The following is a 25,657-nucleotide window of genomic DNA, read 5'->3' as shown; positions in this document are numbered from 1 at the left end:
TAAGTCGGAATGGACAATACTTTAAATGCGTTTCTCCGTGGCATCATTGAAGCTGCCACGGAATTCCTTCCCGTTTCCTCTACAGGACATCTTTTTCTTTTTAGTTACTTTTTTCCTTTTGAAAACCTTACAATTGATCATGAAGCCTTTGAGGATTTGTTTGATATATTCATTCAAACAGGTGCAATACTTTCTGTTGTAGTTTTGTATTTCAGAGTTTTATGGAAACATACGAAAACTGCCGTTCAATTTGTAACCAAAACTTCTGATGATAAATCAGGATTAGAATTCTATCGCAATTTAATTGTTGGGATCCTTCCTATCCTCATTCTTGGTTTTTTGTTTAAAAACATATTAGACCAAATTAAAATGAGACCTGATCTTCTGTTAATCCTTGGACTTTCTTGGTTTGTGGGAGGTCTTGTGATGGTGTTTGTAGAATTAAAACATTATGACGAAGGGGATGGTCGGATCATTGGGATGAAGGAGTCCATACTTGTTGGTCTTTTTCAATGTTTCGCTTTGATACCTGGTGTTTCAAGGTCAGCAGCAACCATCATCACTGCAAGGACTCTTGGTGTTTCGAAAAAAGACTCTGCTGAGTTTTCTTTTTTTCTTGCGATTCCCGTCCTAACTCTTGCAGGTATTTATAAACTTTATAAACACAGAGCGATTTTGAATTCGGAGACCATTGGCCTTCTTTTTTTTGGTAGCATAGTTTCTTTTGTAATTTGTTACTTTATCATTCGATTGTTTATGGCATTTATCCGCAGAAGGAGTTTTTTGTCCTTCGGAATCTATCGAATTCTACTTGGACTCCTTGTTGTTTTATACTTTTTCCGCGGTTAAAAATTCTAAATAAAACTCTTTTTTGTCTATATTCTTTGTTAAATCAAGCAGATGCAGAAACAATTTTGTATTCTGCTTGTGAAACTTATTTCGTAAAAACAGTCGTTCGCTCCAAATCACAGCTTCTTGTGTTTGATTGTTTTTGAATAAGGTCTTAGCTGTCAGATAGAGATAGTCTTCTCTGTTGGGATTTTCATTTGTTGCCAGTTTAAAATTCCGAATGGCTTCTCCCCAATTTTTCAACTGATAATACAATTTCCCTGCAAATGCATAGAAATTTGGATGAGGGAATTTTTCCATAAGAGTTTCTAATTGTTCCAATGCAAATTCATATTTCCCTTGTTTTGCTTTCGTTTTGATTTCTATATATTCTTTTTTGACAAAGTCAGGGAGTGACATCCTTCTGTTTTTTGGAGAATATTCTATTTTTAGAAATGATAGGTCATCAGTGATTTCTCCATTTGTTTCGATTTCATAAACCAAATTATTGATATCTGACTTAGAACGTTCCACAAAACGTAGAATTAATGTTTCATCTTCGTTGATAATTCTTGTGCCGTTTTCCTCTTTGATAAAACCGATGTCATCTCTTCCATCTGAACCAATGAGTAAAGTATCTCCTGGTTCTAGCGCAAAGGTTTTGATTTGAAAGTAATGGTCGTTTTTGGGAAAGCCGAGTTTTCTCATAGAAAGTTCTGTTTCAATAAATGAAGCAACTCCATCTCTATAGAGAATACTCCAAGGATGTTCTGCGTTGATATAGTAAACAAATCCATCTTTTGCGACCATCCCAAGGACAACACTGGACAACATTGATCCATCAAAACTAACAAATACAGATTGTAGTTCCACGTATAAATCTTTTAGCCAAAGTTCTGGTGGTCTTGATTTAGTATAACTTGATTTTGCTCGGGAAAGTACTGCTTGGAATACAACGCCTAAGACCAAAGCGCCGCCTGCACCTTGGATTGATTTTCCCATAGCATCTCCATTGGCAAAAACAGTATATTCTCCCAATTCCAAATGCACAGTACCAACAATACAGATATCGCCGCCAATTTCTCCGTCTTTGCCTCGAAATTGAAATTTTTTCTTTTGGTTCACATATGTTTCGATATGTATTTCTGGAATTTGGTTGTCGATGCGCGCAAGTGGATGGATGAGAAGGGATGTTAAAAAGTAATCACCATCTTGTTTTTCTTTTAAAATTTGTAATTGGTTTAGTGATTCATTTAACGCGTCAGTTCTTTCCTCTACTTTTTTTTCTAAGTTTTTATTTAAATCTTCTACTTCCTCATTTAGTTTTACAAATGAATTTGCGAGAATGATCGCAAGAGAGATATTGAAAACAAGAAATGTATATCCCATAATTCGTGGGAACACCCAGTAATTACGATTAGTGGCTGTGTCAACGACTGCTGCAAAAAGAACGATCGTAAGCCCGATGGTAATATAAAATGCTCTCCTTTCTTTTTTCTTTAGGTTTTTGAAAAGAATCGCAAAAATTAGTATAACATATAAAACCCAGGTTGGTTGGATGAAGTTAGTCAGTAAAAAACTAAATGTTTCTATGTTATGAGTCAGTGCAAAATAGATAAAACAAACAAGTTGAATTCCATCTAAAATTTTACCAAGGATATGGTATTTTTCTTCGAATAAGGTGCGAAGAAAATGATACATGAATGGTATGAGTAATAGAATTGTCATGTATTCTAATTTTTTCATTTCTAAAAATGAAAATTCAAATTCGTACTTAAGTTGGTTTCTTAAAAAATTATAAATGACGAACGAGAAGGAAAATAATGCAAAAAACAAGTTTTCCCTATCTTTTCTTCTTCGAATAAACAAAAAGAGAAAGTAACCTCCGACTGTAGAGTAAATCGTCAGAAATAGTAACTTAATAAATTCGTCTTTAAAAAACCGTGCATTGACTTTATCTGTGGGTCCAAGTAGGGTCTCATCTTGTTCGATCCCACCGGAGTTCCCGAAATAAGGTTGGATTCTAATTAATAAAAGATTTTTTTTCCCATACTGAATGAGTTGAGAGGGAATATTGTAGAATCGTAACTTGTCATATGCTTGTGGTTCCGTTGCATTCCATTCTCCTGTTTGACCTATCAATTTCCCGTTTAAATACGTCCGGTCCCTGTCATTGATCACTCCTAGTCGAAAACTTAATTGTTTCGATGAATCCAGTGGAAACTGAACCCATTTTGCAAGTGTGACAGTTTTTTTTGCTGCATAGTGTTCTTTATTTTGATAAAGATTTCCTGGAACTGCGATTTGTTTCCATTCTTTCGTTTTGAAATTTGACTCTGTAATGGATTGGATTTTTTCTTCGCTCAAATCCTCTTCAATCATATACCAAAATGAATCGGGATCGTTTTGATTGGTATCGAGTGAAACAATATCATTTTCATAGGTTTTTGTAGTAGAATTTGGTAATGTTTGGGAGTGGAGTAGGGAAAAAGAAAAGACAAGAAAAATGAGAATCGATTTTATCATATATAAACGAACTTGAACGTTCATAACTCTGTAATGTTTCCAAATGGATTCAAAATGGTCATTCGATTAAAAAAGAATAAAGAAAAAGCAGTATTAAATTTTCATCCTTGGATATTTTCGGGCGCCATAGCTTCGGAAGAAAAGGGATTGCCTTCCGGTTCCATTGTACGAGTGGAATCATCATCAGGTGTTTTTTTAGCCTGGGGACATTATGATCCCAAAAGCCAAATTCGCATTCGTTTGTTCTCTTTTGATGAATTGAAAAATGGAAGTGATGAAGCATATTGGATAAAAAAATGGAACGCAATTTATCAATCCAAAAGATCTCTTCTCCCCAAGGAGACAACTGGATTTCGTCTTTTTCATTCAGAAGGCGATGGTGTACCTGGTGTGGTTGTCGATTGTTACCATGAAACAGCCGTTATGCAACTAAAAACACCAGGGGCTATCGGTTTATCTGAATCTTTGGTTTCATTTTTATCTCAAAAAGGTTTCAAAACTATTTTAGAAAGACGTGAAAAATCAGATGATAAAGTTGGCGGAGATTCTATTTTCCATAAAGGAACAGAAACAGAACCTGAATTTAAAGAACATGGAATTAAGTTTATTGCTGACATTACGAAGGGACAAAAAACAGGATTTTTTTTAGACCAGAGAGACAATCGGGCATTGGTATCTCGTTATGCAAAGGATCGTATAGTTTTAAATACCTTTGCCTATTCTGGAGCTTTTTCTGTTTATGCATTGTTAGCTGAAGCAAAATCAGTTCATAGTTTAGATATATCGAAACAGGCAATTGAACTTTGTGAAAGAAATTTAGAACTAAATGGAATTAATTTAAAACAGCAGTCAGAAAAACACAAAAGTTTGGTTTTGGATAGTTTCGATTATCTAAAGACTATGGATTCCAATTTTTATGATTTAATCATTTTGGATCCTCCGGCGTTTACGAAAAGTATCAGTACAGTCAACCAGGCAAGCCGAGGTTACAAGGACATCAATATGAGGGCCATGTCCAAAATAAAAACGGGAGGACTCATTTTTACTTTTTCTTGTTCACAGCATATTTCCTTTGATCTTTTCAAAAAAATTGTTTTCGGTGCCGCAAAGGATGCCAAAAAGAGAGTTAGAATTTTGCACCATCTTACCCAAAGCCCGGACCACGCATATTCTGTCTTTCATCCGGAAGGAGAATACCTAAAGGGGCTTGTGATTCAGGTTGATGGGGATATATGATCTATTATATTGGTGAAATCTTAAAATGAAATTTACGTCCCTTAGTTTTCTTTTGTTCTTTCTTGTTGTGTATTGTTTACACTGGGTGTTCCGCGGCAAATTTCGCCTGGGGTTTTTGTTTTTGGCCTCTTTTGCATTTTATGCAGCCTGGTCGATTCCTTTTGCTTTTCACTTTCTCTTGATTGTTTTGTTAAATCATTTTTTTAATAAACAGATTCTGAAAAATAAGTCCTCCTTTTGGTATCCGGTTTCTTTGCTCGTTAACTTTGGAAATCTTTTTTTGTTCAAGTATTTCTATTTTGTTTGGGCGCTTGTTTTCCAGCTCACAGGTAACATTTTTTTTGCTCCCGAAACCATCCAAAACTTACTACAATCGCAGTTTGGATTTGAATCGATTACCCTTCCATTGGCCATCAGTTTTTATACCTTTCAAATGGTTGCTTATACCATTGATATCAAAAGAGGAAATGCTGAAGAGAATCCAAACTTTTTTCAGTTTGCGCTGTTTATCTTTTTCTTTCCACAACTAGTTGCAGGTCCTATCGTAAGGCATGGAGAATTTTTTTACCAATTAGAAGTTTGGAATGCAAAAAAAGAACAATTATTTGAAGGCTACTATCTAGTATTTCTTGGATTATTTAAGAAGGTCGTAATTGCCGATAATCTTTCGCCTGTCATCGAACCAATTTTTCAGAATCCTGATCAGTTTGATGGTTTTACTAATCTTGTGGCTTGGTTCGGATATGCGGCAAGGGTATATTGTGATTTTAGCGGCTATACTGATTTGGCAAGAGGTCTTGGGAAACTTTTAGGAATTAATTTACCAGAGAATTTTCATGCACCATATTTATCCAGATCTGTTAGGGAAATATGGACTCGTTGGCATATGACTCTTGCCACTTGGATCAAAGATTATATTTACTTTCCATTAGGTGGTTCTCGTGTTTCCGAATATCGCGGATACCTGAATTTGATTGTTACGTTTACACTGGCAGGATTTTGGCATGGGGCCAATTTTACTTTTATCATTTGGGGGTTTTTGCATGGTTTTCTCCTTTGTGTAGAACGAAAAATTGAATTAATCCGCAAACCAGATAAGAACGCAATTCTCCCCAAATGGAAACAAGTATTGGGAATGATTTATGCATTTTCCTTTTTTGTTTTTACACTTGCTTTCTTTAATGCACCAACTGTACAAAAATCATTAGTTATGATTGCTAAGGTTTTTAGTGCTGGATCTGGAGAACGAACGAACAAACTAGAAGTTATCGCATATTGTTTGGCTCTTACTTTTTTACTCAACTATTTACAAACGAAACCAAGTTTTCCTAGAGAGAATTGGTCAACCAAAACTTCCGTTAGTTTTCTGTTGTTATTTTCATTGGTTGTTACCATCTTATTGGGTTATTTAGCACCAGGAGGAACGGAATTTATCTACTTCCAATTTTAATATGAATTCAAAATTTAAATTTCCAGTCGTTTTATATCCTATCCTTTTGGCTTTAGCATTATTCCTTTTGGATAAAATTTTCTTTTTACCTGTGATTGTCGAAAACACATACAGTTGGAAAAAAATTGAAAGAAAGTTTTATGAATTAAAAGAAGACCTTTTTGAGGTAATGCTTGCGGAACAACAAAAGAATCCTTCCAAACAAATTGGTTTGATTTTGGGTAGTTCCCGTTCCGGTGAATTTGATTCGGATATGTTGGAATCATTTTTTCCCAATACAAATTCATTTAATTTTGCGGCACCTTTTGGTCCACCCAGTTTCCAAGCTTATTGGTTAGAAAGAACGCTTAATTCAAAGTTACCATTGCGGTATGTTCTCATTGAGGTGGATCCGCTTTTATTCTCACAATCTGCAATTGATTATTCTTTAAATGGATCGTATGATAATGCTTATGTATTAAGTCAAATTGACTTATACAGAGCCAAAAATAAAAATCCTTGGGCTTCTAGTGCGAATGGGTTTTCAACTGACGAAGTAGAAGTTTATTTTTTAAAGAAACTTTTTGCTTTGTACAAATACCCGCTTGATCCTACGGCAATTAAAGCAAATAACAAAGAAATTGAAGTTGGCTTTTTCCCTGGTATGTCTGTTGGAATCACTGGTAAAGATCATAAACGTAACTATATCGATAAAATCAAAATGGTGAATCGGGTGAAGTTTGGAGCCTTACCGAATGAAATCAAGTTTGCGAATATGGATGTGTTTTTGGAACGAGACGCAGAAGCCATGTACAACCAGTATTTAAGAGGTCAGTCCCTTGCCCCCACGCAAGTTTATTTTTTTAAGAAGATGCTTCAGCTCTTAGAGGGGACAGGAATCCCTGTGATCATCTATTTTCCTGCTGTTTCTGATGCTTTAAGAAAACGTATGTCTAGGGATGGGCTTTTAGAGAATTTTAATTCTGAGATTATAAAGGCAGTGGAAAAGGCAAAAGAAGTTCCCAATTCTAAATTCACTGTGGTAGATCCCAATGTGGACCCTCGTTGGGTTTGTAAAGACTTTGTGGATTCTCTCCATTTGAGTGGAGCTTGTTTTCCGAATCTATTGCCAATTCTTTTCCCAAAAGAAGTTCGTTAGTTTCTTTTTTGTTTCCGTTTCTCTAATTCCTTACTAAGAAAATGGAAGCGGAAAAAAAGATATCCGAGGGCACTGAATACAAGAAAAATTCCAGAGCCCCAACCGGACACAGAATCTAACCATGACTTTTCGGTTTTTTCAGTTTCCAGTAAAAGAGAATGGGAAAGAACAAATCCTGAATATACAAGTAAATTCAAAACCATATAGATAGTGGTTTTTTTTAGAATCCAAAGTGTATCTCCCATCTCTTCACGAAAACGTGTAAATTCACCAAGAATTTCTTGATAGGTTTTGTTGTGGTTTAACCTGTATTGGTCGTAGGCTTCTTCCATTTCTGGGTCCTTTGCCTTTCCATCCAAAAGCACAAATTCAAAGTCGAGTTCTGAATCGTATTCCTTTCGTTTTTTTGGATCACTGAGGGTCAAATAGGCCCTTGTCAATTCGAGAATTTTGTCCCTGGCCTCAGGGCTCCCTGGTCCTTGTAAATTTTCCCAGAACTCCAATTCCTTTTGATAAATGGCTTCGATGGTCTCAATTGTGGATTCTTTCTTCACCCCCAAAATTTCGTAGAAGGTTTCTTTTTTTGTCCAAGCCATATACACCTTTTCGTACCCATCTTCTTTGCTTTACAAGGAGATTTTCTGGAAAAACATATCATTATGAACCCATCCTTGACTGAAACCCCAACCACGGACACAATCCAACTCGGAAAGGTCTATGTGGAAACCTACGGGTGCCAAATGAACGAATACGATACCGGGATCGTCAAGGAGCTCTTTCGAAAAGAAAAATATGAAACTACGGAATCCGTAGAAGACAGCGATATTATTTTTTTAAATACCTGCGCTGTTCGTGAAAATGCCCATGCAAAGATTTATGGAAGATTGCAGTCTTTAGGTTATCTGAAGAAAAAAAATCCCAACTTGGTGATTGGAGTTCTTGGGTGTATGGCACAGAATTTAGGGGAAGATTTGTTCCACCAAGAACTTCCTCTCGATCTCATTGTAGGTCCAGATAATTACCGAACTTTACCGGAACTGATTCAAAAAATTCGTGGAGGAGAGCGAGATGTCCAACTCACTCGACTTTCGCGAACAGAGACTTATGATGAATTGGAACCCAAAGTCGTAAACGGAATCCAAGCTTTTGTAACCATCATGAGAGGATGTAATAATTTCTGTACTTTCTGTGTTGTTCCTTATACAAGAGGAAGGGAAAGAAGTCGGGAACCAGGCTCCATCATTACAGAAATTCAACAGCTAGAAGTAATGGGTGTAAAACAAATTACCTTACTTGGACAAAACGTAAATAGTTATTCATATGAAAGTATAGATTTCTGTGGCCTTGTTGAAAAAATTCTATCAGAGACAACTGTGGAAAGAGTGCGATTTACTAGTCCGCATCCTAAGGACTTCCCAGATCATTTAATTTCCCTGATGGCAAAGGAAGAAAGGTTCTCTTCTCAAATTCATATGCCTTTACAAGCTGGAAGTTCCAAAGTGCTTCGAGATATGAAACGTAGTTATACCCAAGAAGAGTATTTAGATTTAGTCGCTAGCATCCAAAGTAGAATTCCTGATATTGGAATCACTTCTGACATTATTGTTGGATTTCCAGGTGAAACGGAAGAAGAATTCCAGGAAACCTTGGAAGTTGTTAAAAAAGTAAAATTTGATATGTCTTATATGTTCAAATACTCCGAAAGGGAAGGTACGATCGCAAAACGAAAGTTTATTGATGATGTGCCAGAAGAAGTAAAGAGTAAACGGTTGATTGAACTTGTTGAATTACAAACAAAAATTTCCCTCGAAAAGAACCAATCTAAGATTGGAACCGTTTTTTCAGTGTTAGTTGAGAATACTTCCAAAAAATCGAAACTTGAGTTTTGTGGTCGTTCCCATTGTGGGCGAATGATTGTATTCCCAATTCCAGAAGGACATTCCATAGATCCTGAAAACTGGATTGGAAAAACAGTAAATGTTTTAGTTGAGTCTGCCACTAGCGCAACGCTGAAAGGGAAACTCGTTGGCTAAACAAGTTGACCTTCGCACTGTAAGAGTCTTTTCAAAAGATGACTTACCACCAGATTTTATGGTGGATACGGACCGTTTGGGAAGATGGAAGCGGTTTAAACCATCCATCTTAAGGATCTATATCCTTAAGGAAATCCTAAGCCCCTTTCTAGTTGCACTTTCATTTTTTACAATGATTTATATGGCAGTGGCCATTCAGAAGATGATTGGACTCTTTGTGGGAAAGGGTGTCGATTTTTTTCGTCTTTTGGACTATATGGGATATGTCTTTGGAAATACACTACCAATGACAATTCCGATGGCATGCCTTATGTCAGGGATTATGGCGGCAGGTCGTCTGTCTGGAGATTCTGAAATTACTGCGATGCGGGCATCAGGTGTTTCTTTTCCATATATATATTCCAACTTTCTTGTTTTTGGGTTTCTAATGACTTTGATTGTTGGGTATTTGAATTTTTATCTCGGACCAGAAAACACTCGTAAGATGAAGGATTTTGATAACTGGATTGCTACATACAATCCGTTGCTCGCCATCCAACCTGGCCAATTTTCCGGAGACAAAACCCAGGACTTTTTTTCAGAAAAGGGTAGAACCATGTACTCTGGTGGGATTGATGCGGATGGAAATTTAAGTAACGTTCAAATCCGAGAATGGGCGATCTCTGCAGATGGAACCGACTTTATTATGGTGAATAATTTGGCTGTACCGATGGGTGGATCTCGTATGTTACAGATTATCAACGCCAAGGAAGGTTTCTTAGTTGAGAAGAAAAATTTAGCAGGAGAGTATGAAAAGTCTGTTCGTTTGCGTAAAGGGTATGTAATTGAATGGGATCCAGAAACTAGCGCAATCGGTGTTACCAATTTTATGGATGGAGAAATGGATTATAATACACCTGCCAAAAAAGATACTAAAACTATGAGTATCAACGTAAAACCTGATACCTTCTCCTTGCCAATGCTCATTGAAATACGAAACGCAATCGAAACGGAAGGTTTAGAAAATATTCCTGGTTTAGAAATTTTGAAAGAATATGGTCTATCGATCAAGGGAGTTGGTGGATTAAGACAAATGGTGGAGCAATTTAAGTATGAATTATTAATGGGTGCAACCAGCGGTAATCAAGAAGATATGGCTCAGAAGTTTGCCTTATTTACTCAATTATCCGAATTACTCAATGAATCAAAAAAAACACTCACTGGGTTCAATGTAGAAATCCATAAACGATTCGCAACTCCTCTGTCTTGCCAGATCTTTTTCTTTTTGTCTTTTCCATTAGGTCTGGTTGTCAAACGTTCGGGAAAAGGAATGAGTTTTACCCTTGCTGTCATTTTCCTATTAATCTATTATACGTTTTTTATTTTTGGTTCTGGAATCTCTTACAAAGAAAATGTCCCTGATTGGGTTGGACCTTGGTCGGCTAATATCGTCATTGCCACACTTTCCATCTATATCATGATTTCACGGACAGACGCCAAATTACCTGAGTCCATCCGTAGCCGACTGGGTTTTTATTTCCGATTCCGTGACCTCTTGGATGAGAAGATAGAACTTGTAAAAAATCGGTTCCGAAAAGCCAAATAAGATAAAATTTGCTAGAAAATTCCCCTTACTACAGTCCTATAGAATCAGTAGTTGTCGCACAGGAGATCTGATTTGAAAACTTCTTACATTTGGAATATTTCTAAAGGACGACCTTTTCCGGTAGAGCTTTGGAAACATTCGAAGATCAAAGTTCAAGTCAACCAAATGCAGTTGGACGAATTGGATCGAATTTTGATCGGTCCGAATGATATTCATATTTTATTCCTCCAAGTGACTCTTGCGGAATGGAAACAGATCCAATCTACTGTTTCGTCCTCATTCGAAGCCAATCCCTTTGTTTCATTGATTTTGATTTCCACCGAAGACGGGGTGAACCAGATCCAGGAGATGGTCGAAGGACATTCGAAATATTTAGTTTTAGAAAATCCACTTCATGTAAGAGAACTACGAATGATTTTGGATCGAACCATTCAATCCGAATCATACAAAGCAGCAGCTCTCGACATTGGAAATTCTTGTTTAGAAAACGTTGGTTTTTTTGAAGGAGTGTTTTCTTTAGCCCACCAAGAATATGAAGAATCCAAAAAAGAAAACGAGGCACTTCGATCCATTCTGAAGTATGAAGAACTAGTCAAACGTTCCCAAGCAGGAATTAATACTGCATTGGATAAAGTGAATGACATGAAAAATCAAGAATTGATTGAACTTCATGCACGTGTGAAGGCAAGTCAACAGTTGGATGAACTTCGAGAAAAAGAGTTAAAACAAGCTCTTGAATTGCAAAAAGCAACAGAACAAGTGTTAAACTATTCGCGAATCGAAGAAATGAACTTGGACAAAATTCTTAGGGCTCAAGATCGACTTTTCGAATATACCGAACAAGAAATTAAGGAACTTGTCGAAGAAAATAGAGCCTTAAAAAAGAAACTCGGAATTTCTTAAAAATCCCTTCCTACCTTTTCTTCTATGGTTGCATATTCTTTTGAATCGCGACCGTAGTGGATTTCCGCAAATCTTAATAAATGTTTTTTCTTTAGTTCTTTAAACTCATAGTAGAGTTCTTGGTTTTTGGAACGTAAAGCAGTTTGTTCCATTTTTTCATACGAGAGCGCAAGCAAACGGTGCGGTTCCGCTTCCGCTTCGTTTTTTGGAGAAAGTTCCATATACCGCTCTGCAAAATCAATGACTTGTAGGTAATTTTTATAAGCTTCTTGGTGTTTGATGTATTCTCTATAAATTCCAGATTTTAAATCTAAATAAGGTGCACTTTCTTTTACTTTTGGATTTTCTATTTTATCCAATAGATTCATGGCTTTTACAAGTCGAGCCACCGTTTGTGATCGCAAATCAAAGAGTAACTTTTGATATTCTTTTTCCTTGTTTTCTTTTCTGATTTGTTTTTGCCACTCGTATCTATCTTCGTAGTAGATTTCTTTTTTGGAATCTTCTCGACGTTTATCGATATTTTTTTTGGCAGATTCAAAATATTCAATGGCTGATGAATACTCCTTGTTCGCATCTTGCCAACGTTTTTGGGAGTTTTTTTCATCAACTAGATTTAAGACAGGAATTGTATCCAATCGTTCGGAATTTTCCCCCCAAGGGGAACCGGATTCGGGAGTGGTAGGGAGAATGGACTCCACCCGATTTTCAGGAGAAGATGACTGATTTGGTTCTTTGGAACGAAGCGGGAAGGTTCCTAAGAAAATCAAAGAAATCCATAAAAATAGGATGGGAAATTTCATTTACAGGGAAACTTTCCTTGAATCCTAGATATTGGCAAGAACTATCATTCTATGGTACTAATTCAAAGAAAAATGGAGATCACAAAAAAGATCGTCCTCATTGCTCATGACAATCGAAAAGAAGATTTATTAGATTGGGTAAAATACAATAAAGGCACTTTAAGCAAACACCATCTCTCCGCTACTGGAACCACTGGAAAATTGATTCATGAACAAATTGGCCTTCCTGTGTTTCGTTTTATTTCCGGACCACTTGGCGGCGACCAACAAATTGGATCAAAAATTGTAGAAGATGGAATTGATTTTATGGTTTTTTTCTGGGATCCTCTCTCGGCACAACCACATGATCCAGATGTAAAGGCCTTACTTCGAATTGCAGTATTGTATAATATTCCAATGGCTTGTAACAGGTCCAGTGCTGATTTTTTAATCTCATCTCCTTTAATGGAAAGAGAATACAGCCGCCAATTGATTGATTACGGATCAAGAATACCGGCAAAAAATTAGTTCTTCTTTTACGCCAAAATGTTTTGCCGTTAGTTCGTGTCGTTTCCGAAACATAAAATATAGAAAAGGGAATATAAAAAATCGGGATAAAGGCCAGAGATAAAAATTGATTTCAATTTCTTCAGAAAGGATACATGAGTTTTTTCCATCGGTTCCATCTAAAAACAAATGGCTATGTTGGAATTTTAAGAATGGACCTTTCTCTTGGCGGTCTACAAAAAAATGGTTTTGTTGATAAGCAATATGTCTTGCGATCCAAATTGTTTTCCAAAAGGGGAAGATTCTTATTTTAAAAATAACTTCTTCACCAATTGCTAAGGATTTTGGCGGTTGAATGATTTCGATTCCTTTGGTTCCACCGACTAAAGTTTGAAAACCAATTGGTTCTTCATGAAATCGAAAGAGTATTTCTTTATTGATTGGAAACTTCGATCGATAGATAAATGTATTCATGGTAATTAGAATGGGATCAGAAGATAAATGATTTGGTTTTCCTTTAAAAAAAAGAAAGAGAAATTAAGAATTTCTGATGAAGCTAAAAAACGAATTTTAGAGGAATCAAATCGATTCGGAAAACCGCAAATTTTGTTAATCGAAATCAAACGGAACCAAGAAGGCCTCGGTTCTGTATTTGTTGGGTTTAGTGATAAAGAATTGTCCGAAACGGGAGATGTCCGTTGGGTCAGAAATGAAGACGAGTCTCTCTTGAGTCGCGGGGAACTTCAATATGAATCTGGTAATTTCTATTTTTATCCGAATGTCGATTTGGAATGGAAAAAAACATCACATACCAACATACACAAGCTAGTTGCTAATTACGAATTTTCGAAAGAACCAATTTATTTAGAATCAGAGAATTTTCTTCGTTTGCGTCCAATCCTCTATGAATGTTTTCATAGAGAAGGAGTCCAATCACTTTATTTCAAAGGGAAACTCTGCCAGTTGGAAATCCCAGATATTACCAAAGAAAAAGAAGAAGTAATTTCAGAGGTTCTTCTTACTTATCTTTCTTCTCTTTATTCGAGTCCATGGAAAGAATGACACTGTCTCCGGTAGCCAATTCTTTTTCCCACCCACGAACACTTGGTTTCACTGAAGAAATGGATTTGCCAAGTTCCGTGATTTCACCTTGGAAGAGAGGATTTCCCTTTCTCTGGAATTCTAATTTTGAATCTTTTTTTAATCCGTCATCTTTTCCAAGGGAAACAATGACCTCATCTTTTTTGACCTTTAGGATTTTTCCTTCTTTGGGAAGTAGGTCTCTGATCCGTTCCCCAATCCTATGAATGATGGTTGGCAAACTATCTCTTCCTCTTTGGTTTGTGGACCATGTAGCAATATCACGTAAACTATTTCGATCATAAACAGAAACGTCTAGGCGGATGTCTCCATCTTTGATTTTATACTTTCCGTGAACTACATAACGTATTTTGGCAGCATTTTTTCTTTTTGAATCCAGAAGATGCAAATTATCAATGGCAAAGGGTAATGTTTGGGAAAATGGATGGTAACTCATTTCCTTGAGTAGTCCCCGAATCAGTTTAAATTCATCACCATCCACAACACGAACCATTTGCATTTGTTTTAAATTATAACGTAGTGCTTCTGACAACAATCTTCCCGCCTGTAAATGATATGGGAACGGTAAACTTGATTCCATATCAAAAACATAAACTTCTGGACTGTACCGAACCGTATTATCTAAAACAGAATTCGGATCGATTTGAAGATAACCTTCGCGAAACTCCAAAGAATCTTTTAGGTTTTTAATGGAAAATTCCAATTTGTTCTGAAGTTTGAAGGAGTTTGGATCTTCTTCTCTAAGTCTAAGTAATAAATTCGTATATTTGACTGATTCTCCGGTTTGGTTATAAAACTCCAGAAGTTCTTTTCTGATCACAGGTGTTTGTGGGCTCAGATCTTTGGCTCGTTTTAAATGGAATAAGGAACTCTTGTGGTATAACGAGTGTTTTTCGGAGTAAAACCGGTCTCTCCTATAGTCACCCAATTCTCTTCTTAGTTTTGATTCTTCCTTTTCATTTGAAAGTGTATATTCTTCGGCTTCAAATCTAAGAATCTCATCCAAATCATCTAACTGTAGAGCTCTACGATAATGGTATGTAGCAAATTTTGTTTCTCCTAACTCCCAGGCCAAATTGGCTTCAATGCTATGGTAAAGTTGGTTTTCCGGATATTCTCTTGCTAGTTCATAAATGGTTCGAAAGGCTCTCTTTTTGATTTCCTTGTCTCCATTTAAATTGGATAAAATGATATCGTGGTATACAGAATAAAAACGAGCTTCTTCTCCTTTCGGATCTAGATTTAATGAATTCTGCAATGAGTCTTCAACAGAGGATAAAACCGCTTTTAATTGATTCGGATAAAAGTAGTTTTGATACAAAAGTACTTTCGCTTTGAATGCGAATCCCTCCGGGTCATTTGGTTCCTTTTTAGAATAAGAGTCGATTGCATTGAACGAATCTGTATAATTTTGTTTTGTAAAATACAATTCGGCTAACATACGTATCAAGTCGGACGGTTCTTCTAATCGTTTAGACAGGGTGTTGATTTTATAAATGGCAGAGTCCAGTTTTCCTTGTTTTTGAAGAGACTTTGCTTCGGTGATTCGTAAAGCAGTATTGTTTGGGAATTCAATCAGTAATGGATCAATTAACTTGGATATCCCCACAAAATCGGAATCAAGAAGGTAAATTTCAGATAACCCTGTAACTGCCGGAATATGTTTTGGGTCTCGATCCAAAATTTCTAAATAGAATTTTTTACTCTCGCGAAAAGCGCCTAATTGGAAACTACAACTGGCCACACCCAGTTTTGCATCGATTGAGTTTCTATTCTTTTGTAAAGCCGATTGAAAGAATTGGATTGCTTTTCGGCAGTTGTGTTCGGCTTGAAATCTTTTTCCTTCGGCAATATCTTCAAGTGTGGTTGATTCACCAAATAAAAGTGAAACAAAAATTAAAATTCCAAACTTAAATATGAATCGAGTGAAGTATTTAACGAGGTTCTGGAACAAAGTATCCTCCTTCATCTCGACCTTTGACACCCCGATGTTCCACTCCAATGGCTAATTTGATATAACGATTGATGAGTTCTGGATTTGTATCTGTTTTGTAAGACAAAATGTATCGGTAATCAATATGTGACTTCAATTTTTTGTATAATTCGCGTTCCTCTCCCTCTCCATCAAGCACAATATAGCGACCGTTTGTTGGACCTGTCATATCCGACCAGGAATCTTCGAGAGTAATATTGGGATTAACTGTCAAAACATAAATAGGAATAGAGTGTGCTTTTGAAAAGGCTACAATTCTTGATTTTTGGTATTGAAGGAAACTATCTTCTCTACTTTCTCCGGACACCAAATAAACCAAAGCTTTAGGACCAGTTTCTAAAGAAAGTTTTTGTAAGGCAGCTATACTTGCTTTCCCGAAATTGTATTTTTCCTCCGGGACACTATCTCTGATTTTTGCTAAGATATCACGGAGGGATACGGTTTCCGGTAAAATCAAATTACTATCTTTTCCCGCTCGGTACAAAGCAATTTTATCATTGTCATGTAGGGATCGAAAGAAAGGGAAAAGACCATCTTCCAGTGCTAGTTTTCCTTTTTTCAATCCTTCGCTATTTTCATAAACCATCGCTACACTTAATATGTCGTTTAACTTGTTTTTGTTGGCTAAAGAGAATAGAGGAGTCATATTGTCGTTTTCAAAGATTCGAAAACTCAACCTGTCAATTCCAACGATTTCTTTGCCCGCGCGGTTACGAACCCGAGTATAAATATGAATGTCTGGAAATCCAGAGGTATCTATAGATTCAATTTTTAAATCTAAGTTAGAGAGGAGATTGTTTTTTTGTGAAAAAATATCGATTCTGTGTTTTCCAAAATCTACAAAATAGAGACTCCCTGTGGAATCCATATTGGTAGCAAAAGGGCGAAATAAAACTCGATACACTCCTTTTTTATCTCTAAACTTACTCAATTGTTTCCACTCACCATGTAACAACGAATAGGTCCAGATGCCGGTCAATTCATCGGTAAGAAAAATTTGGTTATCTAAAATGCGAATGCTTCTTGGTTTTTTCCATTCTGGTTTTTGAATGATATTTAAAGTATTACCATCGCCATCAAAAACTAACACTCGAATGTTATCTTTATCAACTACATAGATTTTTCCATCATGGATTGTAATCCCTGACGGGTTTCCCAGTTTTGAATTACCAGAACCTTGGAATTCTAAAAGAAATTTTCCATTGGAATTGAATTTTTGAATTCTTGCATTTCCAGAATCTGCTACAAAGATATTTCCGTTGGAATCTATATAAATAGAAGAGGGGCCTCGAAACTGTCCTTGGCCTTTTCCTGATCCACCAAAAGATGAAATAAAACTTCCAGATAAATCAAAAAGTAAAACTTCGTCGCGGGCAAAATCGGCAACATAAATTTTTTGGTTATGATATGCGAGAGAAACTGGACGATCTAGTTTTCTTGTAATCCCACCTCTCCAATTTGAGAGAGGATTTCCTTGCGCATTGAATTTAATGATATTGGATGTATCAAATCCAGCAACGTAGAAATTGCCGTCTTCATCGAAAGTGATGTCCACTGGATTACGAAACCGATAACCCCGAATGGAATCTCCTTCGATCGTTTTGAAATAAACTTTTTCTTTGTCTGTCACTCCGCCGGCAATGGCCAAACGTAGAGCTTCAATTTTATTGACAATGAGCAGATCATTTTTGGCTTTTGAAGCAAGAATTTCCAATTCATCGAGAGCTTCTTCCCATTCACCTAGCAGGTAATAGTTGTTGGCAAGTTCTAGTCTGGCTAAATGAAAATCTTTCTTTAAATTGACAGCCTTTTGGAATCGTTCTTTGGCTGCGGAGTACTCTCTTAAATTTTTATAAGTGAGTCCTCGTTTGAATTCTTCCTTGGCATTCTCTTCCCCCAAGGAAAAGTTGGGAAAGTCCAGAGGGAAAACTTGTGTGCTTACCAATAGAAAGAAAAACAATAGTAACTTTCTCAAAGACAGTCCCTCCGCTCCCAATCTAATGGGACATAATCTACAAGTCAACCCCTTCCTTGGGATTTGGACCTTTAGTTTTCTCTTTATTCTCGACAGAATCTTAAATTTAGACAGCATGGAAACCAAGTTATGTCTCCTGATCTTATAGAACGTGAAGTCCGCCGCCGAAAGACTTTTGCCATCATTGCTCACCCCGATGCGGGAAAAACAACGCTTACGGAGAAGCTCCTCCTTTACGGAGGTGCCATCCAACTTGCCGGAGCGGTCAAAGCCAAAAAGGAAGGGAAGTCTGCGACTTCCGATTGGATGGCAATGGAAAAGGAAAGGGGAATCTCCATCACTTCGGCAGCCCTCCAGTTCGAATACAAAGACAACATTCTAAATCTCCTGGACACACCAGGCCACGAAGACTTCTCCGAGGACACTTACCGCACCCTAATGGCTGCCGATACTGCCGTGATGGTTCTTGATGCCGGTAAGGGGGTCGAACCACAAACCATTAAACTTTTCCGTGTTTGTCGGGACCGAGGCATTCCCATCATCACATTTATCAACAAGATGGATCGACCGACTAAGGACCTTTATGCGCTTCTGGACGAAATTGAAAAAGTTCTTGGGATTAAGGCTGTTCCAGATGTTTGGCCTCTTGGAACCGGATTTGATTTTAAGGGGGTTTATGACCTCAGAGACCAACAATTGTATCTTTTTGATAGGACTCCAGGGGGAAAACAAAAAGCCGTATCTCGTATGGCAGGTCCTAATGATCCGAGTTTGGATGAACAGTTTGATTCCGAAATCGTAACTGCATTTCGTGAACAAATTGATCTAGTCGAAAATGGAATTGGGAAAGTAGATAAAAATTCATTTTTACTTGGAAAGGAAACACCGGTTTACTTTGGTTCGGCGGTTAATAATTTTGGTATCGAACTTTTTTTAAATAAGTTTCTGGAATTAGCTCCAGGTCCTGATCATATTCCCCTTCGGGATGGAAATTATTTAGATCCGATTAATTCCCCTTTCAGTGCCTTTGTCTTTAAGGTGCAAGCGAACATGAATAAGGCACACAGAGATCGAATTGCTTTTTTAAGAATTTGTTCTGGTGTGTTTGAACGAGGGCTCAACGTAAATCACAACCGATTGGACAAACCAGTCAAACTTTCTTCGAGTTTTGCTTTTTTTGGACAAGATCGAAACACGGTCGATACTGCTTATCCAGGAGACATCATTGGACTAGTCAATCCAGGCACATATAAAATTGGAGATGTACTATCAACGGGAAACACACCTCCTTTACGTCCTCTTCCTAGTTTTGCTCCTGAACTTTTTGCAACAATTTCTTGTAAAGATACCTTACAATTAAAGTCTTTTAAGAAGGGACTTGACCAATTGGCAGAAGAAGGAATCCTACATCTTTTCACCTCACGAACGATTGGTGGTGGGGTCCCGATCATTGGTGCCATGGGTAAACTCCAATTTGAAGTTTTCCAACGTCGTTTAAAAGATGAGTATGGAGCCGATACATCCATTCATATTTTACCTTATGGAATTTCTCGTTGGGTGAAAAAGGAAGACCGAACCAAAATCCCATCAAACGCAGGACTTGTAGAAGATTTATTTGGAAATATGGCCCTTCTTTTTGATACTGAGTGGGATATGAATTATTTTCACAAAAACAACGAAGGGATCGAACTCTTAGAGAATCCACCGCTGGAAGATTGATCTAAATGACGTCTATTCCAATCCAGGTGATATCATCGAGGAAAGGGATTCCCTCTGAGTAGGATCTGATTTTTAGTTCTAATTCTTGTTTGATGAGGGACATATGTTTGTCCTTCATCGAAGATAAAAAATCTTTTAATTCCTTATCGCCGAGTTTTTCTTCTTTAGAATTTTCGACATCTTTGAGCCCATCTGTGAAAAGATAAAAACGATCACCTCTTTGGATGGGAAATTCCAAAACTTTTGGTTCTATTTTGGGAAGCATTCCAAACATAGGGTTTAATTTTTCGGGACAAAGAATCTCATTTCCTGAGAGGTATAACATCCCCGGATGGCCTGCGTTTCCGTATAAAACTGTGTTTTGATTAAAATCAAATAATAAAAACAAAAAAGGAACAAAAGCATAGGGATCTGGAAAATGATTGGAAACACCTTCATTCATTTTTTTTAGAATTTCTTTTGGATCAGATTCTGTTTTCACAATTTGATGGAATAGAACCCGTAGAACTGTCATCATCATGGCAGCTTTTACTCCATGTCCTATCACGTCACCAAGGGCAAAAATGGATCTATTGTTTCCCAAATCAATATAGTCGTAATAGTCACCACCCACTTGGATCAGTGGTTTATATAAAACTTCATAATCTAAATTGGGTAAAATGATAATTCGATTGGGAAGGTATTTCTTTTGTAAGTCTTTTGCGTAGTCCATTTCCTTTTCGAATTCTAAACGTTTTTTTGTTACATTCTGTACAAGGACTAGGGCTCCGCTTGCGAACCGATATTTTTGTTCCAAAAACCAAAGTTGGTATGTAAATTCCAATAAATAAACAGAGCCATCTTCTGAATAAAACTCAGATTCTTCTTTTCTAAGTTTGGTTAGGTCCAATTGTAAATTTGACTCATCCTTTAGGAATAAATTGATTTCTTTTTCAATCCACTCTTTGACGGAAAGTTGGTCTCGGAATAAATTTGTTACCAAAAGTTTTTGTTCGATCTCTTGATTCTCTATAAGAATTTTTCCCTTTGAATCATATAGGATGGCTGCATGAGGGAACTCTTGTAAAAGAAGTTTTAATTTTTGTTTTGATTCAATTTCTCTAAGTGAAATTGCGAGAGAAAAAACAAAGGATAAAAAAAGTAAGGAAACTAATATGACTATATTCTTTTTTAAGGATTCTTTAATTGGAATTAAGACTAGTTCTTTTGGGCTAACAATGAATAAATGAATTGGTAGTTCAAACATTGGATAACTGACAACAAAATAATCCAAATCATCCTTTTTTGTTTCCCGAAGGGATGGTAGATTGGAATGAGTTTGGAGAGAAGATTTTACATCGGATTTCCAAAAATCAGAAACTAAAAATTCATCCTCGATAAATCCTGAAATTCCAAAATCTCCTTGCGTGCCGAGTATAAATAAACCCTCATTCGGATCACTAAAAGGTGAATCAAGTAAAGCATCTTCTAAAAACTTAGCAGAGTGGACGGAAACATTCTTCCCATCTAAAACGAAAAGATACGATTTTTTTTCTGATCCCCAGTCGCATTGTAACAAGGTAATTTCTTCTAACTGGGAAAGGTCTTTAGGAGTGGGAACACAGCGGTTTATTATTTCTGGAAGTTCTGTGATGGGAATCATCCCCACGTTTTTTTTTTCAGAAATCTCTCGGTTGATTTGTTCTCTAATTTGGTTTTCTAAATCAATGGCAAGGAGTTGGATCCGAATGAGTTGGAATCTTTGGTTCCAATCCAAAGCTTCTTTGTATCTGGAATGGATCATTGAAGAAACGAGAAGAAAATAAGGAAAAATTAAGAAGGCAATGATTGATAGAAATAATTTAAGAAAAGATTTTGTTTTAATTACATACAAAAAATGATCAAATAGTTCTCGGATTCTATTTCCGGTGAACACAGCTTAGTTTCCTTTTTTTGTCTGTAGAATTTTGATTTTTTGAGGGACTTCTTCGTTTCCCAACTTGTCTGTGGCTGAAATTTCTAAATCTAAATCCTCCGAACAGGAATGGATCACGTTTGTCCAAGATGTTTGATTATCCCAGAGATACCATGCGGAGGGAGGATTCTTTCCACAAATGGTGCGAAACCGGATAGAGTCTAATCCTGAACCTGTATCGGTTGACAGCAGTTCTAAATTGGAATTGGGTCCTACGAAAGAGAGAGACGATTTTCTGAAAGGAGGAGATTGCCAATGAAACTCTGTTTTTGGGGGAGTTTTGTCCACACTAAATTCCCAAACTTGCATAGAATCAGAAATTCCTAGTTCATTAGTGACTTGGTATTCTAGTTTATAGTTCCCATCATTTGCAAATGTTAACTCCGGTTGTTTGGTTATCACCCAAGGTCCGCCGTTCACACGATAACGAACGGTAGTTTTCATTGGTTGGCTTAAGATGGGTTTTACGTGGATTTTATTTTCTGTTAAATAATAATGATTGGTTCCTTCCTTATTCGTTATTGGAACCAAAACATCTGTTGTGGCAGGTTTGCGGGCCACGATTTTACTCTGTTCTTTTGGTTTTCCAAAGGAATTCACTGCATATAGTTCTGTCCAAAACCCACGTACCTGGCGTTTGGCCACGGCCCGAATTCGAAAGTATTCATATCCATTGGGGATATACAGTTGGATTTTTCCTGGACCTGCTACCACTCGAAAAGGAATCTCCAAATCAAAGTTAGGTTCTTTCCATAATTCAAATTCATACTGAATGATATCATCTCTTTCCGGTTCAAGAGTGAATTTAATGGTTTTTGGTTCGGAAAAGACAGGAAAAAAGAATCCAAGACTAACCAACAAAAATGGAGACCAAAATAGGAATAATCTGAAATGATGGAAAGGATTCATTCTTCTTTTGGTTTCGGAGGATCTGGTAAACTGAAAGGTTTTAGCGGAGGTTTGCCTTTTTCGACAAAGGTCGCAAAGCCAGAAGGAACGTTTACGGTTACATTTTGTGCGGAGACTGCCACAAGTCCTTCATAACAACTTAAGGTTGTGTTCCCAGAAGGATCTACTTCTGTAAGAAAGTCTGTTCCTCGAACTTCCGATATGGCAGAATCTGTTTTTAGTAAAAACATTCTTTGGTTGGCAGATGGTTTTTTCTGAATGATGGAACGAATTCGTCCTTTGCGAAGATATAGTTCATCCGGTTCTGTATCTGATTTTCCCTTTTCCATAATCACATGGCTGTTTTCTGTGATTTCAAACCGAGAGCCTGATAACAAAAGAAATTGGGCTTCCGAATCTTTGAAAGTACGCACTTCATCTTTTGCATAGAGTCCCTCTCCCATTGTGGCTCCTGCCCAATCGGAGCTTTTTTGCGATACTTTTAAAACTTCCGTTTTTCCCGTATACCTTTGGAGGTCGGCGAGTGGTTTTTTACCCAAACTTTTTGGAATCCATAATTTCATTCCTGGAATGATCAGATTCGGATTATCAATTTGGTTGGATTTGAGTAGTTCTTTCCATTTCCTTGGATCATCCAAATAGGTTTTGGAAATGATACTCAGAGTTTGTCCTTTTTCTACGATGATGGTGATTCCGTCGCCTTCTGGCGGATGGATGGGTTTGGATTCAGCAGTTAGGGAAATAAAAATAAAAGCCTGAAGGACAAATAAAACAGAGAACCAATGTGAGATAAAATACGGTTTTGGTTTAGAAATAAAAAAGGTGGAAGTTTCCCTCCACCTTTTCCAAAGAACAACCAAATCAGTTGCGAGGAAATTTTGAAATTTCATTTTTTTCTCACAACTCTGACTTGTTAGTCGATGTTCTCAGCAACTAACTCTGCAATGTCTTTCACTTTTACAGAATCAATTTTTTCCGCAGCTTTCACACCATCTGTGATCATAGTGATACAGAATGGGCAAGCAGTGGCGATTGTAGTGGCACCCGTATCAAGAAGTTGTCCTGTACGTTTGCTATTCACACGGATACTTTCAGGATTGGATTCATCTACATGTTCTTCCATCCAGTACTGTGCACCACCCGCACCACAACAAAGTCCTTTGGAGTGATGGTCTACTGCTTCTTCGATTTTTCCACCGGATACCTTTTTCACAACATCACGAGGGTTATCGTAGTTGTTGTTATAACGACCGATGTAACAAGAATCGTGGTAAGTGTATTTTCCGGTATTAGCATCATCAGCCACTTTCACATCAATTTTACCATCTTTGGATAGTTGGTTTATGTATTCAGAGTGGTGGATGACTTCGAAGTTTCCACCAAATTGTGGATATTCGTTTTTGATTGTGTTGTAACAATGTGGACAAGCCGTAACGATTTTTTTAATTCCGTAACCGTTGATTGTGTCTACGTTGGTTTGTGCTAAAGTTTGGTAGAGGTATTCATTACCACCGCGGCGAGCCGAATCTCCAGAACAACCTTCTTCGGTTCCAAGGATTCCAAAGTTTACTTCAGCCTTTTGCATGATTTTAACAAAGTCACGAGAGATCTTTTTGTTTCTTTCATCAAAAGCACCCGCACAACCTACCCAATAGAGTACATCTACGTTTTTGTCTTCTGCTTCTGAAAGAACTTTCACACCAAGACCTTCTGCCCAGTCTGCTCTTGTATGTGCTCCCACACCCCATGGATTGGAATTGTTTTCCATGTTTGTGAAGGCTTTTTGAAGTTCAGGACTCATTTTTGATTCCGCAAGAACTAAGTGACGGCGCATTTCAATGATGGCATTTACTTGGTTGTTTCCTACAGGACATGCTTCCACGCACGCATAACAAGTAGTACATCCCCAGAGTGCTTCTTCACTGAGGCCCTCGTGGGAATTGATAACACCTGTTTCAAGTGCAGCAACTGCTTCTGCAGCTTCTTCAGGAGTTTTTCCCGCACGCGCTGCTGCCACATCTGGCATTTTCTCTAACATTTGGTGTTTGAGTTCTACAATGATAGCCTTAGGATTTAAAACTTTTCCAGTTCTATTGGCTGGGCATTCTACTTGGCAACGTCCGCATTCAATACAAGACATACCATCGAGTAGGTTTGGCCAAGGAAAGTCTTCTACGCGGTTGGATCCCCAAACTGCATTTTCATCATCTAAATTAAGTTTAGAAAGTTGGCCTTTAGGAGTGTCTGTCGCAAGGAAGTAGTTAAACGGAGCAAAAATTAAGTGAGCGTGTTTGGATGTAGGAACATACAACATAAACGAGAACACAGTAATGATATGTCCCCACCACATAATTTGGAAAACGATGTCGGCAGAAGAGTTTGCAACACCGATGGATTCCCAAACGGATCCAATGGCTCCATCAATGAGACCTGCATGAGTGAAGTAAGTTGCCGCAACAGTTTTCGCACCATTCCCAAGTAAGGTGGTAACCATAAGAGTTGCGATCATACTGATCACAATCGCAGAAGCTGGAGAGTGAACATCCAATCCTTTTGCCTTTTTGATCCAACGTCTCCAAGCAAAAAATCCAAGACCAGTTAATACAAGGATGGAAACATAGTTTACTGCTTGTTCATAGATATGATTGGCAGCTTCGCCCAAAAGAAATTCAGGAAGAGCAAATTTGTAAGGATCGTCCATGACATATCCAAACACACCAGCAATCATTTGGCTTGTTGTGTGGATGGTGTACACGAGAAATCCGTAAAAAACAAATGCGTGCATGATTCCGCGCACTGGTTCCCGGAAATTTTTCTTTTGTAGGACAACGTTTATTAAAAAACTTTTAAGACGAAATCCAATATTTAGGTTCTTTTTTGCATCTTCATTGAAGAAAGCAGGACGACCATTGAAGATCAGTCCGAGCCTGTAAAGGATGGCGCGGACAAAGACAATGTTTGCCACGACGAAAAATGCTGTGAATAATAGGTGAAAGAGTATTCTTCCGATATCCATTT

General features: G+C 37.3%; 20 protein-coding genes. 10 read left to right on the top strand and 10 right to left on the bottom strand.

Going from position 1 to position 25,657, the window contains the following annotated elements:
- Nucleotides 1-9 precede the first annotated feature (9 nt).
- Nucleotides 10-849, top strand: a complete 840-nt coding sequence (locus EHQ47_RS14955; RefSeq protein WP_135777495.1) for an undecaprenyl-diphosphate phosphatase — start codon at nt 10-12, stop codon at nt 847-849.
- Here the strand turns inward: EHQ47_RS14955 and EHQ47_RS14950 are convergent.
- Entirely contained in the window at nt 829-3,378 is a 2,550-nt protein-coding gene (locus EHQ47_RS14950; RefSeq protein WP_135777494.1) for a SpoIIE family protein phosphatase, read from the bottom strand. The two genes, EHQ47_RS14955 and EHQ47_RS14950, sit on opposite strands and share 21 nt — an antisense overlap.
- Before the next feature lie 30 nt (nt 3,379-3,408).
- Between EHQ47_RS14950 and EHQ47_RS14945 the strand changes: the two genes are divergently transcribed.
- The 3 genes from EHQ47_RS14945 (at nt 3,409) to EHQ47_RS14935 (ending at nt 7,178) form a co-directional block, all read left to right on the top strand.
- On the top strand, nt 3,409-4,590 hold the full coding sequence (locus EHQ47_RS14945; RefSeq protein ID WP_135777493.1) for a class I SAM-dependent rRNA methyltransferase: 1,182 nt from the start codon (nt 3,409-3,411) through the stop codon (nt 4,588-4,590).
- Between the two features lie 280 nt (nt 4,591-4,870).
- The gene (locus tag EHQ47_RS14940) at nt 4,871-6,040 is read left to right on the top strand and encodes an MBOAT family O-acyltransferase (RefSeq protein ID WP_244290375.1); all 1,170 of its coding nucleotides are present in this window, start codon (nt 4,871-4,873) and stop codon (nt 6,038-6,040) included.
- A 1-nt stretch (nt 6,041) separates the two neighbouring features.
- Complete coding sequence (locus EHQ47_RS14935; RefSeq protein WP_135777491.1) at nt 6,042-7,178, top strand: DUF1574 domain-containing protein; 1,137 nt, start codon at nt 6,042-6,044, stop codon at nt 7,176-7,178.
- Here the strand turns inward: EHQ47_RS14935 and EHQ47_RS14930 are convergent.
- Entirely contained in the window at nt 7,175-7,774 is a 600-nt protein-coding gene (locus tag EHQ47_RS14930) for a J domain-containing protein (protein ID WP_135777490.1), read from the bottom strand. The genes EHQ47_RS14935 and EHQ47_RS14930 overlap by 4 nt on opposite strands.
- 63 nt (nt 7,775-7,837) lie before the next feature.
- Between EHQ47_RS14930 and miaB the strand changes: the two genes are divergently transcribed.
- The 3 genes from miaB to EHQ47_RS14915 all read left to right on the top strand — a co-directional run bounded on the left by miaB (nt 7,838) and on the right by EHQ47_RS14915 (nt 11,699).
- Complete coding sequence (miaB, locus tag EHQ47_RS14925; protein WP_135777489.1) at nt 7,838-9,211, top strand: tRNA (N6-isopentenyl adenosine(37)-C2)-methylthiotransferase MiaB; 1,374 nt, start codon at nt 7,838-7,840, stop codon at nt 9,209-9,211.
- Complete coding sequence (locus tag EHQ47_RS14920; RefSeq protein ID WP_135777488.1) at nt 9,204-10,796, top strand: LptF/LptG family permease; 1,593 nt, start codon at nt 9,204-9,206, stop codon at nt 10,794-10,796. Before miaB ends, EHQ47_RS14920 begins: the two co-directional genes overlap by 8 nt.
- Nucleotides 10,797-10,868: 72 nt before the next feature.
- Nucleotides 10,869-11,699, top strand: coding sequence for a hypothetical protein (locus EHQ47_RS14915; protein ID WP_135748541.1), 831 nt, complete (start codon nt 10,869-10,871; stop codon nt 11,697-11,699).
- On the opposite strand, the gene EHQ47_RS14910 is transcribed toward EHQ47_RS14915, so the two are convergent.
- The gene (locus EHQ47_RS14910) at nt 11,696-12,502 is read right to left on the bottom strand and encodes an FcpA-related putative periplasmic flagellar protein (protein WP_135777487.1); all 807 of its coding nucleotides are present in this window, start codon (nt 12,500-12,502) and stop codon (nt 11,696-11,698) included. The genes EHQ47_RS14915 and EHQ47_RS14910 overlap by 4 nt on opposite strands.
- A 51-nt stretch (nt 12,503-12,553) precedes the next feature.
- On the opposite strand from EHQ47_RS14910, the gene EHQ47_RS14905 reads away from it, so the two are divergent.
- Nucleotides 12,554-13,009: a methylglyoxal synthase gene (locus EHQ47_RS14905; protein ID WP_231292582.1), complete on the top strand. Its 456-nt coding sequence runs from the start codon at nt 12,554-12,556 to the stop codon at nt 13,007-13,009.
- Here EHQ47_RS14905 and EHQ47_RS14900 read toward each other — a convergent pair.
- Nucleotides 12,986-13,462 (bottom strand): SRPBCC family protein, encoded by a 477-nt coding sequence (locus tag EHQ47_RS14900; protein ID WP_135777486.1) that lies wholly within the window; start codon nt 13,460-13,462, stop codon nt 12,986-12,988. The genes EHQ47_RS14905 and EHQ47_RS14900 overlap by 24 nt on opposite strands.
- Before the next feature lie 27 nt (nt 13,463-13,489).
- Between EHQ47_RS14900 and EHQ47_RS14895 the strand changes: the two genes are divergently transcribed.
- Nucleotides 13,490-14,050, top strand: a complete 561-nt coding sequence (locus EHQ47_RS14895) for a hypothetical protein (RefSeq protein ID WP_135777485.1) — start codon at nt 13,490-13,492, stop codon at nt 14,048-14,050.
- On the opposite strand, the gene EHQ47_RS14890 is transcribed toward EHQ47_RS14895, so the two are convergent.
- Together EHQ47_RS14890 and EHQ47_RS14885 are read right to left on the bottom strand one after the other, a co-directional pair.
- Complete coding sequence (locus tag EHQ47_RS14890; protein WP_135777484.1) at nt 14,007-16,043, bottom strand: tetratricopeptide repeat protein; 2,037 nt, start codon at nt 16,041-16,043, stop codon at nt 14,007-14,009. The two genes, EHQ47_RS14895 and EHQ47_RS14890, sit on opposite strands and share 44 nt — an antisense overlap.
- Nucleotides 16,024-18,057 carry a 6-bladed beta-propeller gene (locus EHQ47_RS14885; RefSeq protein WP_135777483.1) on the bottom strand — a complete coding sequence of 678 codons (2,034 nt, stop codon included), beginning with the start codon at nt 18,055-18,057 and terminating at the stop codon, nt 16,024-16,026. Before EHQ47_RS14885 ends, EHQ47_RS14890 begins: the two co-directional genes overlap by 20 nt.
- Before the next feature lie 129 nt (nt 18,058-18,186).
- On the opposite strand from EHQ47_RS14885, the gene EHQ47_RS14880 reads away from it, so the two are divergent.
- On the top strand, nt 18,187-19,776 hold the full coding sequence (locus EHQ47_RS14880; RefSeq protein ID WP_135777482.1) for a peptide chain release factor 3: 1,590 nt from the start codon (nt 18,187-18,189) through the stop codon (nt 19,774-19,776).
- A gap of 1 nt (nt 19,777) precedes the next feature.
- Here the strand turns inward: EHQ47_RS14880 and EHQ47_RS14875 are convergent, their stop codons facing one another.
- From EHQ47_RS14875 to EHQ47_RS14860, 4 genes are read right to left on the bottom strand one after another with little or no spacing between them, the layout of a single operon-like run.
- Entirely contained in the window at nt 19,778-21,691 is a 1,914-nt protein-coding gene (locus tag EHQ47_RS14875) for a PP2C family protein-serine/threonine phosphatase (RefSeq protein ID WP_135777481.1), read from the bottom strand.
- A 3-nt stretch (nt 21,692-21,694) separates the two neighbouring features.
- Nucleotides 21,695-22,639 (bottom strand): LBF_2017 N-terminal domain-containing protein, encoded by a 945-nt coding sequence (locus EHQ47_RS14870; protein ID WP_135777480.1) that lies wholly within the window; start codon nt 22,637-22,639, stop codon nt 21,695-21,697.
- Entirely contained in the window at nt 22,636-23,529 is an 894-nt protein-coding gene (locus EHQ47_RS14865) for a FecR family protein (RefSeq protein WP_135777479.1), read from the bottom strand. Before EHQ47_RS14865 ends, EHQ47_RS14870 begins: the two co-directional genes overlap by 4 nt.
- Nucleotides 23,530-23,552: 23 nt before the next feature.
- Nucleotides 23,553-25,655 (bottom strand): (Fe-S)-binding protein, encoded by a 2,103-nt coding sequence (locus EHQ47_RS14860; protein WP_135777478.1) that lies wholly within the window; start codon nt 25,653-25,655, stop codon nt 23,553-23,555.
- Nucleotides 25,656-25,657: the final 2 nt, after the last annotated feature.

Source organism: Leptospira bourretii (assembly GCF_004770145.1).
Lineage (GTDB): Bacteria > Spirochaetota > Leptospiria > Leptospirales > Leptospiraceae > Leptospira_A > Leptospira_A bourretii.
The sequence above is the reverse complement of the archived record's forward strand: the minus strand, read 5'-3'. Positions and strand labels throughout refer to the sequence as shown.